General features: G+C 73.7%; 15 protein-coding genes and 1 tRNA gene. 7 read left to right on the plus strand and 9 right to left on the minus strand.

The genetic code is table 11. The annotated features are described in order from the left end of the window. Positions 1-11: 11 nt before the first annotated feature. Positions 12-1,631, minus strand: coding sequence for a histidine ammonia-lyase (gene hutH / locus Q6349_RS02300; RefSeq protein WP_304602684.1), 1,620 nt, complete (start codon positions 1,629-1,631; stop codon positions 12-14). A 105-nt stretch (positions 1,632-1,736) separates the two neighbouring features. Between hutH and Q6349_RS02305 the strand changes: the two genes are divergently transcribed. Next, positions 1,737-2,510, plus strand: coding sequence for an IclR family transcriptional regulator (locus Q6349_RS02305; RefSeq protein ID WP_304602685.1), 774 nt, complete (start codon positions 1,737-1,739; stop codon positions 2,508-2,510). Between the two features lie 3 nt (positions 2,511-2,513). On the opposite strand, the gene Q6349_RS02310 is transcribed toward Q6349_RS02305, so the two are convergent. The 3 genes from Q6349_RS02310 to Q6349_RS02320 form a co-directional block, all read right to left on the minus strand. After that, a complete protein-coding gene (locus Q6349_RS02310) occupies positions 2,514-3,521 on the minus strand; it encodes an inorganic phosphate transporter (protein ID WP_304603086.1) in 1,008 nt (335 codons plus the stop codon). 2 nt (positions 3,522-3,523) lie between these two features. Continuing rightward, entirely contained in the window at positions 3,524-4,144 is a 621-nt protein-coding gene (locus tag Q6349_RS02315; protein ID WP_171246526.1) for a DUF47 domain-containing protein, read from the minus strand. Between the two features lie 250 nt (positions 4,145-4,394). Further along, positions 4,395-4,994, minus strand: coding sequence for a hypothetical protein (locus Q6349_RS02320; RefSeq protein ID WP_171246565.1), 600 nt, complete (start codon positions 4,992-4,994; stop codon positions 4,395-4,397). A gap of 122 nt (positions 4,995-5,116) precedes the next feature. On the opposite strand from Q6349_RS02320, the gene Q6349_RS02325 reads away from it, so the two are divergent. From Q6349_RS02325 to Q6349_RS02335, 3 genes are all read left to right on the plus strand, one after another. Next, complete coding sequence (locus tag Q6349_RS02325; RefSeq protein ID WP_171246527.1) at positions 5,117-5,569, plus strand: MarR family winged helix-turn-helix transcriptional regulator; 453 nt, start codon at positions 5,117-5,119, stop codon at positions 5,567-5,569. After that, positions 5,566-7,227, plus strand: coding sequence for an MDR family MFS transporter (locus tag Q6349_RS02330; protein WP_304602686.1), 1,662 nt, complete (start codon positions 5,566-5,568; stop codon positions 7,225-7,227). Before Q6349_RS02325 ends, Q6349_RS02330 begins: the two co-directional genes overlap by 4 nt. A 109-nt stretch (positions 7,228-7,336) precedes the next feature. After that, positions 7,337-7,876 carry a MarR family winged helix-turn-helix transcriptional regulator gene (locus tag Q6349_RS02335; RefSeq protein ID WP_171246529.1) on the plus strand — a complete coding sequence of 180 codons (540 nt, stop codon included), beginning with the start codon at positions 7,337-7,339 and terminating at the stop codon, positions 7,874-7,876. A 39-nt stretch (positions 7,877-7,915) separates the two neighbouring features. Here Q6349_RS02335 and msrB read toward each other — a convergent pair whose 3' ends face one another. Next, positions 7,916-8,320 carry a peptide-methionine (R)-S-oxide reductase MsrB gene (msrB, locus tag Q6349_RS02340; protein WP_304602687.1) on the minus strand — a complete coding sequence of 135 codons (405 nt, stop codon included), beginning with the start codon at positions 8,318-8,320 and terminating at the stop codon, positions 7,916-7,918. Between the two features lie 40 nt (positions 8,321-8,360). After that, complete coding sequence (locus tag Q6349_RS02345) at positions 8,361-9,776, minus strand: DEAD/DEAH box helicase (protein ID WP_304602688.1); 1,416 nt, start codon at positions 9,774-9,776, stop codon at positions 8,361-8,363. 168 nt (positions 9,777-9,944) lie between these two features. Here Q6349_RS02345 and Q6349_RS02350 point away from each other — a divergent pair, with 168 nt between their 5' ends. Continuing rightward, positions 9,945-10,697: a M50 family metallopeptidase gene (locus Q6349_RS02350; RefSeq protein ID WP_171246532.1), complete on the plus strand. Its 753-nt coding sequence runs from the start codon at positions 9,945-9,947 to the stop codon at positions 10,695-10,697. Between the two features lie 9 nt (positions 10,698-10,706). On the opposite strand, the gene Q6349_RS02355 is transcribed toward Q6349_RS02350, so the two are convergent. Next, complete coding sequence (locus Q6349_RS02355; RefSeq protein ID WP_304602689.1) at positions 10,707-11,531, minus strand: DUF1206 domain-containing protein; 825 nt, start codon at positions 11,529-11,531, stop codon at positions 10,707-10,709. 139 nt (positions 11,532-11,670) lie between these two features. Then, a complete protein-coding gene (locus Q6349_RS02360) occupies positions 11,671-11,955 on the minus strand; it encodes a Fe-S cluster assembly protein HesB (protein WP_304602690.1) in 285 nt (94 codons plus the stop codon). A 246-nt stretch (positions 11,956-12,201) separates the two neighbouring features. Between Q6349_RS02360 and Q6349_RS02365 the strand changes: the two genes are divergently transcribed. Together Q6349_RS02365 and Q6349_RS02370 are read left to right on the plus strand one after the other, a co-directional pair. Next, positions 12,202-12,277 (plus strand) — tRNA-Lys (locus tag Q6349_RS02365). Between the two features lie 91 nt (positions 12,278-12,368). Then, entirely contained in the window at positions 12,369-12,869 is a 501-nt protein-coding gene (locus tag Q6349_RS02370; protein ID WP_304602691.1) for a hypothetical protein, read from the plus strand. A 36-nt stretch (positions 12,870-12,905) separates the two neighbouring features. On the opposite strand, the gene Q6349_RS02375 is transcribed toward Q6349_RS02370, so the two are convergent. Continuing rightward, on the minus strand, positions 12,906-13,820 hold the full coding sequence (locus tag Q6349_RS02375; RefSeq protein ID WP_304602692.1) for a F510_1955 family glycosylhydrolase: 915 nt from the start codon (positions 13,818-13,820) through the stop codon (positions 12,906-12,908). Positions 13,821-13,862: the final 42 nt, after the last annotated feature.

Consider the following 13,862-nt stretch of genomic DNA (forward strand, 5'->3'; position numbering starts at 1 on the left):
GGTCGGGTCGGTCAGGCGAGCTCGCCGACGGCGGCGGTCGCGGCGTCCAGCACGGCCCCGCCGACCACGAGGTCGACGACGGCGTCGATCTCCGGCGTCAGGTACCGGTCGGGCCCCGGGCCCGCGACCCGGGTGCGCAGCAGGTCGCGGACGGCGCCGGTGCCCGCGGCCGGCCCGTGGGCCGGGTCCGCGGCGGCGCGCAGGTCCAGGGCCCGGGCGGCGGTGAGCAGCTCGATCGCCAGGACCCGGCTCAGCCCGTCGACGGCGCGGCGCAGCTTGCGGGCACCGGCCCAGCCCATGGAGACGTGGTCCTCCTGCATGGCCGAGGACGGGATCGAGTCCACGCTCGCCGGCGCCGCGAGACGCTTGAGCTCGGAGACGATCCCCGCGGCCGTGTACTGGGCGATCATCAGCCCCGAGTCCACGCCGGGGTCGTCGGCCAGGAACGGCGGCAGGCCCTCGTTGCGCGCGACGTCGAGGAACCTGTCGGTGCGGCGCTCGCTGATGCCGGCGACGTCGGCCACCGCGATCGCCACGAAGTCCAGGACGTACGCCACGGGGGCGCCGTGGAAGTTGCCGTTGGACTCCACCCGGCCGTCCACCGTCACCACCGGGTTGTCGATCGCCGCGGCCAGCTCCCGGTCGGCGACGAGGCGCGCGTGGTCGAGGGTGTCGCGGGCGGCGCCGTGCACCTGGGGGGCGCAGCGCAGCGAGTAGGCGTCCTGGACGCGGGTGCAGGACGGCGTCCCGTCGGGCTCGAGCTCGCGGTGGCTGGCCATGAGCGGGGACCCGGCGAGCAACGCCCGCAGGTTCGCCGCCGACGCCGCCTGCCCCGGGTGGGGGCGCATCGCCACGAGGTCGGCCGCGTACGGGGCGTCGGAGCCCAGCAGCGCCTCGACGCTCTGCGCGGCCGCGACGTCGGCGGCGGCGAGCAGGCCCTGCAGGTCGTCCAGGGCCAGGCAGAGCTGGCCGAGCATCCCGTCGGTGCCGTTGATGAGGGCCAGCCCCTCCTTCTCCTGCAGGGCCAGCGGCTCGATCCCGGCCGCGGCCAGCGCCTCCCCGGCCGGGTGGCGGGTGCCCGCGGCGTCCCGGACCTCGCCCTCGCCGAGGGCGGCCAGGGCGACATGGGCGAGCGGTGCGAGATCGCCGGAGCAGCCCAGGGAGCCGTACTCGTGGACGACGGGGGTGAGCCCCGCGTTCAGCATCGCCGCGTAGGTCTCGGCGACCTCGGGACGGACACCCGTGCGGCCGGTGCACAGCGTGGCCAGGCGCAGCAGCTGCAGGGCGCGCACCACCTCGGTCTCCACCTCGGGCCCGGACCCCGCGGCGTGGGAGCGCACGAGGGAGAGCTGGAGCTGGGCCCGCGACCCGGCGGGGATGTGCCGGCGGGCGAGGGCGCCGAACCCGGTGGACACGCCGTAGTGGGGGACGACGTCGTCCGCCAGCGCGTCGATCACGGCCCGGGAGCGCGCCATCGCGTCCCGGGCCGCGGCACCCACGGAGACCGGGGCGCCGTGGCGTGCGACGGCGACGACCTGGTCGACCCGCAGGGGGGACCCGTCCAGCAGGACCGTGGTGGTCCCCCGGCCGTCGGTGACGGGGGACGGCGGCGAGGGGTGCGTCGTGCTCATGCCCTCATCGCACACCCGTCGACGGTCGGCGGGGAGCCGTCGGACGGCGATAGTGTCTGGGATACCAGACAGTACGTCCCGGTCAGCCGAGGGAGGTGGTGCGGCGTGGCAGGCAGCAGCGACGTCCCCGCGGCGCGCGCCACGGCGCGCCTGCTCGCCCACCTGGCCGCCCAGCCCGGCCCGGTCCCCGCGTCGTCCGTGGCCGCGAGCCTCGACCTGCCCCGGTCCTCCGTCTACCACCTGCTGTCCGTCCTGGCCGACGAGGGGTTCGTGACCCACTACCCGGAGGAGCGCCGCTACGGACTCGGGGTCGCCACGCTCGGCCTCGGCACCGCCTACACGCGTCAGGCACCCGTGACGCGGCTGGCCCGCCCCGTGGTCTCCCGGCTGGTGGAGGCGACCGGCGAGAACGGCCACCTCGCGCTCCTCAACGGACGTGAGGTGCTCTACCTGGTCGAGCAGCGGGCACCGGGCCGCCCGCCGCTCGTGTCCGACGTCGACGTCCGCCTGCCCGCCCACCTCACGGCGTCCGGGCGGGCGGTCCTCGCCCATCTGCCCGCCGCCCAGGTCCGGGCCGCCTACCCGACCACCGGGGCGTTCAGCGACCGCACGGGACGGGGGCCGCGCACGCTCAGCGAGCTGCGGACGGTGCTGCGCGAGGTCCGGCGGCGGGGGTACGCGGTCGAGGACGGCGAGGTGACCGACGGGTTCGCCTCGGTGGCGGACGTCGTCGTCGACCACCTCGACCGGCCGGTGGCCGGGCTCGCCCTGACCTTCCGGTCCGCCGACCGGGGCCCCGAGGACCGCGAGCGGCTGGCCGACCAGGTGTCCCGGGCGGCCGCCGCGATCAGCACCCGGCTGGGCGCCCGGCCCCGGTGAGGGTCAGCCGCCGACGAGCGGCAGCAGCGCCAGCGTCGCCGCCGCCGCGAGCAGCGCGGCCACCGGGGCGGTGAGCAACCAGTAGATCGCGATCGTGCGGACCACGCCCCAGCGCACGGCGGTCCAGCGCCGGGTGGCGCCGGCGCCCATGATGGCCGAGGTGATGGTGTGCGTGCTCGACACCGGGGCGTAGAGCACGATGGCGTTCGCGTACAGCACGACCGCCGAGACCGACTCGGCGACGAACCCGCGCGCCGGGTCGAGGTCGATGATCCGCTGACCGAGCGTGCGCATGATGCGCCAACCGCCGGCGTAGGTGCCGATCCCCATGGCGGTGGCCGCCGAGATCTTGACCCACAGCGGGACACCGCCGCTCGTCGTGGCCGCGCCGACGGTGATCAGCGCGAGCCAGATGACACCCATCGTCTTCTGCGCGGACTGCAGTCCGTGCCCGAGCGCCATGGCGGCGGCCGAGGCGGTCTGCGCGAGGCGGAACCGCCGGTTGACCCGTGCCGGGGCGACGTTCCGCAGCAGCCACATCAGCGCGAGCATGAGACCGAAGGCGCCGACGAACCCGACCGCCGGGGACAGCAGCATCGGCAGCACGACCTTGTCGACCACCTCGGCGCCGTACACCGCCATCCCGCCGGCCAGCCCGGCGCCCAGCAGCCCACCGATGAGCGAGTGGGTCGAGGAGGTGGGCATCCCGGACCACCAGGCGTACAGGTTCCACACGATCGCGCCGAGCAGCGCGCTGAGCACCACGACGAGGGACTGCAGGGCGGTCGCGCCGTCGAGGTCGACGATCGAGGTCGCGATGGTCTCGGCCACCTCCGTGCCGAGCAGGGCGCCGACGAAGTTCATGCCCGCGGCCATCGTCACCGCGATGCGCGGGGTCAGGGCCCGCGTCGAGACGGAGGTCGCGATCGAGTTCGCCGCGTCGAGGAAGCCGTTGGTGTAGGCGAACCCCAGCGCGACGACCACGATGACGACGACCAGCGCGACCTCCACCGTCACGACTCCTTGACGCTGATGGACTCGACGAGGTGGGCCACGCGCTCGAAGGCGTCGGTGGCCTCCTCGAGGGTGTCGACGATCTCCTTGAGCTTGATGAGCAGGATCGGGTCGGCGACCTTGTCGAACAGGTGACCGAGCAGGGAGCGGTGCAGGTTGTCGCCCTGGTTCTCGAGCCGGTTGATCTCCACGCAGTACTCGGGGAGCTGGTCGAGCTTGCGCAGCCGCGGCATCGCGTCCGCGGTGAGCTCGGCGCAGCGCTGCAGCACCTGTACCTGCTCGGAGACGGCCATCGGCAGCTCGGAGACCTTGTACAGCACGATGAGGTGCCCCGCCTCGTCCATGGCGTCCATGCAGTCGTCCAGGGCGGAGGCCAGGTGGTACAGGTCGTCCCGGTCGAAGGGCGTCACGAAGGTCTGGTTGAGCCGCCGCTTGATCGAGTGCGTGACGTCGTCGGCGAGGTGCTCCGCCTCGGCGAGGCGGGCGACGATCTGCTCGCGCTCCGGCCGGGAGGCGCCCAGCAGCTCGGCGAGCAGCGAGGCACCGGTGACGGTGTGCCGCGCGAGGGCGGCGAGCAGCTCGTAGTAGGTCGAGTCGCGCGGAGTGAGGCGCAGACGCACAGAGACCCCCGGTGGGAAAGAACGCTTTGGTCAGTCACAGGGTAGGACCCGCCCCGGGGCAGCGCGTACTCCGGTCACGGAGATTCACCGCTCCGTGACGGTGGGAGGAGAAGAAGTGCGACGCCGGACCGGGAGCGCCTCTCGGCGCGTGGCCGCTCGAAGCGGCTGAAGATGGAGCCCGGGGCTACCGCGGCCCGGCGCCGCCCCACCATCGTAAGGGCGCGACCCGCACACGTCGAAACCTCTCGCCTCAGTCGAGCGATCCCGCACGCCACAGCGCCGCGGCGTGCTCCAGCTCCTCCGCCGTGCGCGTCAGGTCGCTCGCCCCGCGGGTCATGCGGGCGGCGGCGTCCGGGTCGGCCGTCTCGCGGGCGTCCGCGTCGTAGGCCGCGCCGGTGGCCAGGATCCGGCAGAAGGCGGCGGCCCGCTCGAGCGCGACGGCGAGGTCGCCGCCGTAGACGCCCGAGAGGACGCGGTCGGCCAGCTCGCGCAGGTCGCTCGGGGTGGGCGGCCGCGGCACCCCCGCGACGACCTCGTGGACGGGCGCCACGTCGACCCCGAGGCGGTAGCGCAGGCCGATGGTCCGGGGGTCCCGGCGCACCCACTCGCGCAGCGCGTACAGCCGCCAGAGCGCCCCGGGAAGGGACGCGGGGGCGGCGTCGGACCACAGCTCGGCCACGACGTCCAGCCCCTCCTCCTCCACGAGCCGGACCAGGCGTGCGACCACCTCCGGGTCCTCGGCGGCGCGCGCGGTGTGGACCACGGCGCGGGCGGTCGTGTGGGCCACCTCGTCGCGGCGTGCGGGATCGAGCTCTCCCGGCAGGCTCTCGGCCTCGACCGGGTCGAGCATCGCGGGGCGGCGGAAGCGGGGGCGGTCGGTCACCCCACCAGTCTCGCAGTCGGCGACCGGAATATTTGCATGCTGCAAGCACTTGACTTATTGTTTCTCGAAGCAACGAAAGGGGGTGCGCGATGTCCGACGACGCCACCACCGCTCTCGTCACGGCCCTCGAGCGGCTCAGCCGGGCCCAGCGCGAGGCCGCGGCCCGCATCGCCGGCGACCTCGGGCGCCCCCGCGCCGCGCTCGGCGTCGTGCGACTGCTGCGCGTCCGCGGCCCCGTCCAGCTCTGCGAGGTCGCCGACACCCTGCGCGTGGACGCCTCGGTCGCCAGCCGGCAGGTCGGCGCGCTCGTCGAGGGCGGCTACGTGCGACGCACCGTCGACGAGACCGACCGGCGCGCCCGCACCCTCGAGCTCACGGACGCCGGCCACCGGCTCGCCGCCCAGAGCGACGACCGGTTCGACGCCTTCGTCGCCGAGGCCTTCGCCGACTGGTCGGCCGAGGACCTCGCCGACGCCATCGACCACATCCGCGACGTCGCGGACGCCATCAGCTCCGTCAGCCAGGAGGCCCCTCCCCGATGACCGACACGTCCACCCGATCCACCCCGACCGACACGCCCGCGACGAGCCGCGCCCCGGCGATGACCCGCCGCGAGACGCTGGAGGCCCTCTCGGGCATCCTGCTCGGCGTCTTCGTCTCCCTGCTCGCCACCACCATCGTCTCGACCGCGCTGCCGCGGATCGTCGCCGACCTCGAGGGCTCCCAGCACGCCTACACCTGGGTCGTCACGGCCATGCTGCTGACGATGACGATCTCCACCCCCCTGTGGGGCAAGCTCGCCGACCTGACGAACCGCAAGACGCTCATCCAGGTGGCGCTGGTCGTCACCGTGGTCTCCGCGGCGTCGGCCGGGTTCGCCCAGAACATGGAGATGCTCATCACGTCCCGCGCCCTGCAGGGCGTCGGCGCCGGCGGGCTGATGTCCCTGGCGACCGTGCTGATGTCCGACATCATCAGCCCCCGCGAACGCGGCAAGTACATGGGCCTCATGGGTGGTGTCATGGCCGTGGCGCAGATCGGCGGCCCGCTGCTCGGCGGCGTCATCACCGACTCGATCGGCTGGCGCTGGACGTTCTTCGTCGGGGTGCCGTTCGCCGTCGTGGCCCTGGTCGTGCTCCGCACGACCCTGCACCTGCCCGCCAGGCCGCTGCGCACCGTGCGCATCGACGCCGCCGGCGCCGCGCTCATCGCCCTCGGGGTCGCCCTCCTGCTGCTGTGGGTCACCTTCGCCGGCGACCAGTTCGACTGGGCGTCCTGGCAGACGGCCGCCATGGTGGGCGGCGCCGTCGTCGCCCTCCTCGCCGCGGCCCTCGTCGAGCGCCGCGCACCCGAGCCGATCATCCCCCTGCACCTGTTCCGCAACCGGACGTTCGTGCTGTCCGTCGTCGCCTCGGCGGCGGTGGGCGTGGCGATGTTCGGCACCGCGGTGTTCCTCGCCCAGTACCTGCAGCTGGCCCGGGGCATGACACCCACCCAGTCGGGTCTGCAGACGATCCCCATGGTGGTCGGCACCATGGTGGGCGGGATCGTGCTCGGCCGGATCATCTCCCGCACGGGCCGCTACAAGGCGATCATGATCGGCGGGGCCGTCGTGCTGACCGCCTCCCTGTTCGGGATGTCGACGATCGGGACCGGCACCAGCCTGGTCGTGGTCTCCGTGTTCCTGTTCGGGCTCGGGCTGTCCGTGGGCGCGCTCATGCAGAACCTCGTGCTCGCCACCCAGAACACGCTCGGCCTGCGCGACATGGGCGCGGGCACGGCCACCGTGGCGTTCTTCCGCTCGCTGGGCGGCGCGATCGGCGTCTCGGCCCTCGGCGCCGTCCTGGCGGCCGACGTCCGTGACGAGATCACGCGCGGCCTGGCCGGGCTCGGGGTCCCCGCCGGGACGCTCGGCGGGTCCAGCGGCTCCGTGCCCGACATGTCCACGCTGCCGGCACCGGTCGCCGACGTCGTGTCCTCCGCCTACACCGAGGGGATCACCGGGATCTTCCTCGTCGCCGTCCCGATGGCCGTCGTGGCGCTCGTGGCGATCTGCTTCATCGTCGAGATCCCCCTCGGCGAGCGGTCCGGCATCGAGCAGACCCGCGACCTCGTCGCGGAGCAGGAGGCGGCGACGGACCCCGCTCCCGTCCCCGCCGCGGAGGATCGGACCACGCCCGCCGTCGACCCCCGGGAGTGACCGGCACCCGGCCCGGCAGGGGGAAATTCACCCGCTCCAGGGGGCCGGAGTTCAAATCGTGACCTCCGGAACGTCCCGAGAGCGTCGAGGGACCGCCATGATGGGGCACATGCACGACAGCGCTGCGCCCACGACCCCGCCGGACCCGACGACGGACCCCCTGGGTGCCCTGGAACGCGAGGTCCGCGTGCTGATCCGGCGGGCCCAGTCGACGGCCGCCCAGATGGCCCGGCTCATCCACCCGGAGCTCGACGCGTCCGCCTACCCGCTGCTCGCCCACATCGCCCAGTACCCGAACAGCCGCGGGTCCGACCTGGCGGCACACTTCGGCGTCGGCCGCGCCACCGTCTCCCGGCAGCTCAGCCGGATGGCGGACCTCGGACTGGTGCACCGCGAGACCGACCCCGAGGACACGCGCGGGCAGTGCATCACGCTCACCGACGACGGCGTCGCCCGGTTCGAGCACGCCCGCGACGCCCGGATCGGCATGCTCGAGGGTGCCCTGGCGTCGTGGTCCGAGGAGGACATCGCCGAGCTCGCCACGCTGCTGCGCCGCTACTCGGCCGACGTGGTCCGCTGGCTGGGGACCCGTCAGGGTGAGGAGTCGCCCGCCACGTCGGGCACGCCGTCCGTCGCGACGGCGGGCTGACCGCGGGGCCGCCCCGGACGGGCGGTCCCCGACGGTCGCTCAGCCCTCGACGGGCTCGAACGTCATGCTGACCGAGTTCATGCAGTAGCGGTCACCGGTCGGCGTCTGGGGTGCGTCGTCGAACACGTGGCCCAGGTGGGACCCGCACCGCGCGCAGCGCACCTCGATGCGCACCATCCCCAGGGACCGGTCCTCGATCAGCTCGACGCGGTCCTCCGCCAACGGGGTGTAGAAGGACGGCCACCCGCAGTGGGACTCGAACTTGGTCTCGCTGCGGAACAGCTCGCCGCCGCAGCCGCGACAGCGGTACACGCCCTCGCGCTGCTCGTCGAGGAGCTCACCCGTCCACGGCCGCTCCGTCCCGGCCTGGCGCAGCACCGAGAACTCCTGCGGGGACAGCTCGATGCGCCACTGGTCGTCAGTCTTGGAAACGTCGTAGCTCATGTCGGCGCCAACACCGCACGTCCGAGCGGTGTTCCCCGGCTCAGCGCTGCCGCGAGCCGCCGGACCGCGACGGCCGCTGCCGACCCTGCTGACCCTGACGCGGCTGCGCGGTCGCGCCCTGACCACCCTGGCCACCACGACCCCGGCGACGACGGCGACGGCCGTCGCCCGTGCCACCGGCGCCGGCCGTCGCGGCCTGCCCCGACGGCTTCTTCCCGGACGCGCGGCCCGCCTGCTGCTGCGGCGGCGTCTCGGACGGGGCCACGTAGGGGGCGACCTCGCCGACCAGCGCGGTCAGCGTCGCGTCACCGGGCGCGGCGGGCTGCGGGCGGGCGGTGATCCGCGCCTTGCGGGTCAGGTCGCGCACGTCGCCGCGCTCCTCGGGGAGCATCACGGTGACGACGTCGCCGCCCGAGCCGGCGCGCGCCGTGCGCCCGGACCGGTGCAGGTACGCCTTGTGCTCGGCCGGCGGGTCGACGTGCACGACGAGCTCGATCTCGTCGACGTGGATGCCGCGCGCGGCGATGTCCGTCGCGACCATGACCTTGACGTCACCGGTCGAGAACGCGGCCAGGTTGCGTTCGCGCGCACCCTGCCCGAGGTTGCCGTGCAGGTCCACGGCCGGCACCCCGGCGGCGGTGAGCTGCCGGGCGAGCTTCTTCGCCTGGTGCTTCGTCCGCGTGAACAGCACCCGCCGGCCCGTCCCGCGGGCGAGCTCGTGGACGACCTGCTTCTTGGACTCCTTGTCCGCCACCGCGAGGATGTGGTGCGTCATCTTCGGCGGCGCGGCCGCGGCCTCGTCGACCGAGTGGGTCACCGGGTTCTTCAGGTAGCGCTTGACCAGGACGTCGACGCCGTTGTCCAGCGTGGCCGAGAAGAGCAGGCGCTGGCCGGTGCGCGGCGTGCGGTCCATGATCCGCTTCACGCCGGGCAGGAACCCGAGGTCGGCCATGTGGTCTGCCTCGTCCAGCACCGTGATCGCCACGTCCTCGAGCGTGAGCACCTTCTGGTTGAGCAGGTCCTCGAGACGCCCCGGGCACGCGATGACGACGTCGACGCCCTGACCGAGGGCCGTGACCTGGCGGGACTGCGCGACGCCGCCGAAGATCGTCGTCGTCCGCAGGCCGAGCGCCTCGGCGAGCGGCTTCATCGTCGCGTCGATCTGGTTCGCCAGCTCACGCGTCGGGCACAGCACCAGCGCGGTGGGCCTGTTCGGCACCCGGCGCGGGCGGCCTGCCGCACGCTCCCGCGCGGCACGCTGCGCCAGCCGGGTCACGACGGGCAACGAGAACGCGAGCGTCTTGCCGGACCCGGTCCGGCCGCGGCCGAGGACGTCGGATCCCGCGAGCGTGTCGGGCAACGAGGCCGACTGGATGGGGAAGGGGGTGGTGATGCCCGTCCGGGTCAGGTGCTCCACGACGGGGGCGGGCAGGCCGAATGCGGCGAAAGAAGTCAACAGAAAAGCCTCTCCGGACGTCGACGACGTCCACGGTCGGGGTCCGCCGCACGCAATCCGGGGGGATCTCCACGACGCCGGGCGCGCGGGTGTCGCAGCCGCCCTCGGGTCCCATTGTCACACGGCCCGTCGCTCGGACCCGCCGTGCCCCGGGCTCGACGTGGTGGAATGGCGGCCGTGGACGACTTCCTCACGACCGCCGGCGACGTGCTCGCGCAGATCTGGACCGCCGCGACCACCGCCGTGGACCCGCCCGACCGCACGGTGGTGATCGCCGCGGGCCTGGTGGCGCTGGCGGTCGTCGCCGTGTCCCCGGTGTGGCGTGTCGCACGGCACGTCATCACCATCGCGCACGAGGGGGCGCACGCGGTCGTGGCGATGCTCACGGGGCGGCGACTGGACGGCATCCGCCTGCACTCGGACACCTCGGGGCTCACGGTCACGGCGGGCCGCCCCCGGGGCCTGGGCATGATCCTCACCGCGTTCGCGGGATACGTCGGCCCCGGGCTCGTCGGCCTCGGCGCGGCCTGGCTGCTGCGCGCCGGGTACGCCGTCGGGCTGCTCTGGCTGCTCGTCGTGCTGCTGGCCCTGCTGCTGCTGAAGATCCGCAACTGGTTCGGCCTGTGGTCCGTGCTCGTCAGCGGCGCCCTGCTGGTCGGGGTGTCCTGGTGGCTCGACCCGACCGTGCAGTCCGCCGTCGCGTACGCCGTGACCTGGTTCCTGCTCCTCGGTGCGGTGCGGCCCGTGGCCGAGCTGCAGTCGCAGCGGGCCAGGGGCCGCGCCCGCACCTCGGACGCGGATCAGCTCGGACGGCTCACCGGCGTGCCGGGGATCGTCTGGGTCCTGATCTTCTTCCTGGTGACGGTCGGTGCACTGGTGCTCGGCGGGTCATGGATCGTCGGACCGGTCACGACCGCCTGAGCGGTCTCGTCAGAGCTTCGCGTAGCGGGCCCGGGCGAAGGAGTAGACGCCGTACGCGGCGATCCCGACACCCAGGACGACGAGCAGCGCGACACCGAACGGCTGCTCACGGACCGTGGTCAGCGCCTCCTCCATGCCACCGGCCTGGTCGGCGTCGTGCGTGACGGCCGCGGCGACGAACAGACCGCCCAGGACGCCGAGCGCGATGCCCTTGGCGATGTAGCCCACCTGGCCGAGGCGGACGACCGCGTTACCCACTGCGCCACCGCCGGTGCCCCGCAGGTCCTCGAGGAACTTCTTGGTCGCGCCCTTGTAGATGTGGTAGATCCCGACGCCGATGACGGTGAGACCGACGGCGCCCACCAGCAGCACGCCGCCGGGAGCCCCCATCACGGAGGCGGTGAGGCTCTCCTCCTTGTTGCCACCGCCGCCCGACCCGCTGCCGGTGGCGTACTGACCCGCCGTGAACGCGAGCACGGCGTAGAGGATGCCCTTGCCCGCCGCCTTCACGCGGGCGCCGGCCTCCTTCTTGTCCGACACGCCGGGGACACCGATGATCGCCTCGGTGAGCTCCCACAGCGCCAGCGCCGCGAAGCCGACGGTCGCCGCCCAGAGCAGGATCTCGCCGCCCGGCGCCTGGCTGACCTGCTGCATCGCACCCGACGAGTCGGCCTGCCCGGAGGAGGACCCGAAGGCGAGCTGCACCGCCAGCCAGCCGATGATCAGGTGCAGCAGACCCGAGGCCGCGTAGCCGGCCCGAGCGAGGGTGCGGACGGCCGGATGGTTGCGGGCTTGCCGGGCAGCGCCCTGGGCACTCTGGGACGTGGATGACACGTGGACACCTCCTGGTCGCCGCGACGGTCGCGGCGTGCCGTTCACCATGGCGCACATGTCCGCTCGGCGCCATGCGAGACGAAGGACGGCGGGCCGCCCTCCTTCGGGAGGACGACCCGCCGTCGCGGAGCTGGGGAGCTCAGGCCTGCGGCGTGAGCACGAATCCCGGTCCCTCGGGGGAGGGCTCGGCGTCGAGCTGCAGCGCGTCGAGAGCCGGCGCCGAGCTGGAGTCGACGAAGACGTTGGTCTCGCCGGACTCGTCGACCACCTGGTCCTCGGGCTGGGGCGCGGGGACGAGCGCGAGCTCGAAGTTGCCCGGCTGCTCGGCGGACTGCGCGATACGCAGACCGCCCTCGGCCGGGACGCCGGCCTGCTCGGCCAGCGAGTCGACGGCGGTGCGGGCGTTGTCCGTCACGGTGAGCATGGGAGCTCCTCTCGTCGGGTACGCGACTCGTCCACCGAATCAGGACCACGCGGCGAACGCAACGGTTCGCCGCGATCGCCGGAGAACGTCCCGGCCTGTGAGACTGCAGGTGACAGACCTGCCGGCGGGGCTTATGTTGCCCTCCCGACCGCAATGTGAGACTCCTCGCAGCACGCGGCGGCGCAGCGCCCGCCGGCGCGCGGCGCCAGTAGGCTGGCCACAGCCTCCGGCCGGACGGTCGGCGGCGGGCCTCTAGCTCAATCGGCAGAGCAACGGACTTTTAATCCGTGGGTTCAGGGTTCGATCCCCTGGGGGCCCACCAGGCGCCACGGCGGCCGCGCCGCCGAGGCCCGCGGGTCCGTCACTGGCATGATCACCCTCACGAGTCACCGGCAACGGCGGGAGGCCCTGCAGTGTCCGAGGCAGATCACGACGACGCGGAAGCACGTCTCGCTGCGCGGGAGTTCTTCGCCTCAGCGCTCTACATGGCCCTGGTCCTCCTGGCCGCGCTGGTGGCGGTGCCCACCGACCGGCTGCCCTCGGACGAGGCGGTGGCCGGGCTGCTGGTCGGCAGTGCGATCGGCCTGACCCTGGCGCACTGGCTCGCCTTCCGCCTGGCGTCACACCTCACCGTGGGAGGCGGTTTCGCGACGGAGTCCGCCGCCCGGGAGGCCGGCGCCCAGATCGCCGGTGGTGTCGCCGTCGCTGCTGTCGCTGCCCTTCCGTTCCTTCTCCTCGACGGCGCGGCCGCGCTGATCGGCTCGCTCGTGCTGCTGGCCACGCTCCCCGCGGTGACGGGCGTGGCGATCGCGCGGCTTCGAGGGAGGCCCTGGCTCACCAGTCTCGTCACGGGCGCGGTTGCGCTCACGCTCGCTGCCGTCGTCGTCCTGGTCAAGAGCGCCGTGGGGCACTGACCCCGGTCTCGAAAGAACGCACCGCCGTGCGGGCGGTCAGACCGACAGGAGGAAGAGAGTCGTCTCGTCGACGGCATAGGCGGTGGAGCGGTCGAGCGCGGCGATCGCCTGCGCCGACGCGATCTCCTCGTGCTCGGTCCACTGCCGGCCGTCGGCGCTGACCCAGGCCGTCCCGTCGACGTCCACACCCCACAGCGAGCCGTCGACCCCGGCGGACACCTGCCGCAGCAGCGGCGCCCCGTCCACCGGGGCGAAGGAGGCCGCTCGGTCCGTGCTGTGCATCAGGCCGTCCGGGGTGGCGGCCCACACCTCGTCACCGACCGCGGCGAGGGACGCGGCCGCCATCCGCGGCCCCTGGTCCCAGGTCGACCCGCCGTCGGTCGAGACGATCAGCCCGGTGACGCCGTCGAAACCGACGAGGTAGTCGTCGGTGACGGCCAGGGCGTGGAAGTCGATCTCGCCGGTCAGGGACACCGGGTCCCAGGTCTCGCCCCCGTCGTCGCTGCGCAGGAGCCCGAGCGGGTTGGGCAGCGGCCTGCCCGGACCGGGGTGGCCGGAGGACACCAGACGTCGGGTGCCGGGCAGCCCGGTCATGCCCATGAGGTCGTCCTGCGGGCCGACGGCGGTCACGCCCCCCTGGTCGTCGATGACGCGCACGCCCTCGTGGGTACCGGCGCGCACGACACCCTCCTCGTCCACGACCAGGCCGTGGACGTGGCTGATCGCCTCGTCGAGCTCCACGGTCCGCACGCGCGGACCGTTCTCCTCGGGTGCCGGGGAGGACGGTGACGGGGAGGACCCGGCCGTGGTGTCCGACGACGGGGAGGACGAGAGCGTCGGTGTCGGCGTCCCACCGGTGACGGCATCTCCCCCCTCCTGCTCGGCGGCGCCGCACGAGGACAGGACCAGGGAGAGCACGGCGGCGAGGGCGAGGACGGCGGGGCGGTTCATGGGGGGAGCTCCTCGGGTCGGTGGTGGGATGCGTGCGGGCGG

This window comes from Isoptericola sp. 178, from assembly GCF_030586525.1.
GTDB lineage: Bacteria > Actinomycetota > Actinomycetes > Actinomycetales > Cellulomonadaceae > Isoptericola > Isoptericola sediminis.

Excerpts from the sequence above, each read along its gene's own strand:
- Q6349_RS02320 (WP_171246565.1), bottom strand. The coding sequence starts at position 4,994 with ATGCTCGACCCGGTCGAGGCCGAGAGCCTGCCGGGAGAGCTCGATCCC.
- Q6349_RS02330 (WP_304602686.1), top strand. The coding sequence starts at position 5,566 with ATGACCGACACGTCCACCCGATCCACCCCGACCGACACGCCCGCGACG.
- Q6349_RS02335 (WP_171246529.1), top strand. The coding sequence starts at position 7,337 with ATGCACGACAGCGCTGCGCCCACGACCCCGCCGGACCCGACGACGGAC.
- Q6349_RS02325 (WP_171246527.1), top strand. The coding sequence starts at position 5,117 with ATGTCCGACGACGCCACCACCGCTCTCGTCACGGCCCTCGAGCGGCTC.
- Q6349_RS02360 (WP_304602690.1), bottom strand. The coding sequence starts at position 11,955 with ATGCTCACCGTGACGGACAACGCCCGCACCGCCGTCGACTCGCTGGCC.
- Q6349_RS02375 (WP_304602692.1), bottom strand. The coding sequence starts at position 13,820 with ATGAACCGCCCCGCCGTCCTCGCCCTCGCCGCCGTGCTCTCCCTGGTC.
- msrB (WP_304602687.1), bottom strand. The coding sequence starts at position 8,320 with ATGAGCTACGACGTTTCCAAGACTGACGACCAGTGGCGCATCGAGCTG.
- hutH (WP_304602684.1), bottom strand. The coding sequence starts at position 1,631 with ATGAGCACGACGCACCCCTCGCCGCCGTCCCCCGTCACCGACGGCCGG.
- Q6349_RS02350 (WP_171246532.1), top strand. The coding sequence starts at position 9,945 with ATGGCGGCCGTGGACGACTTCCTCACGACCGCCGGCGACGTGCTCGCG.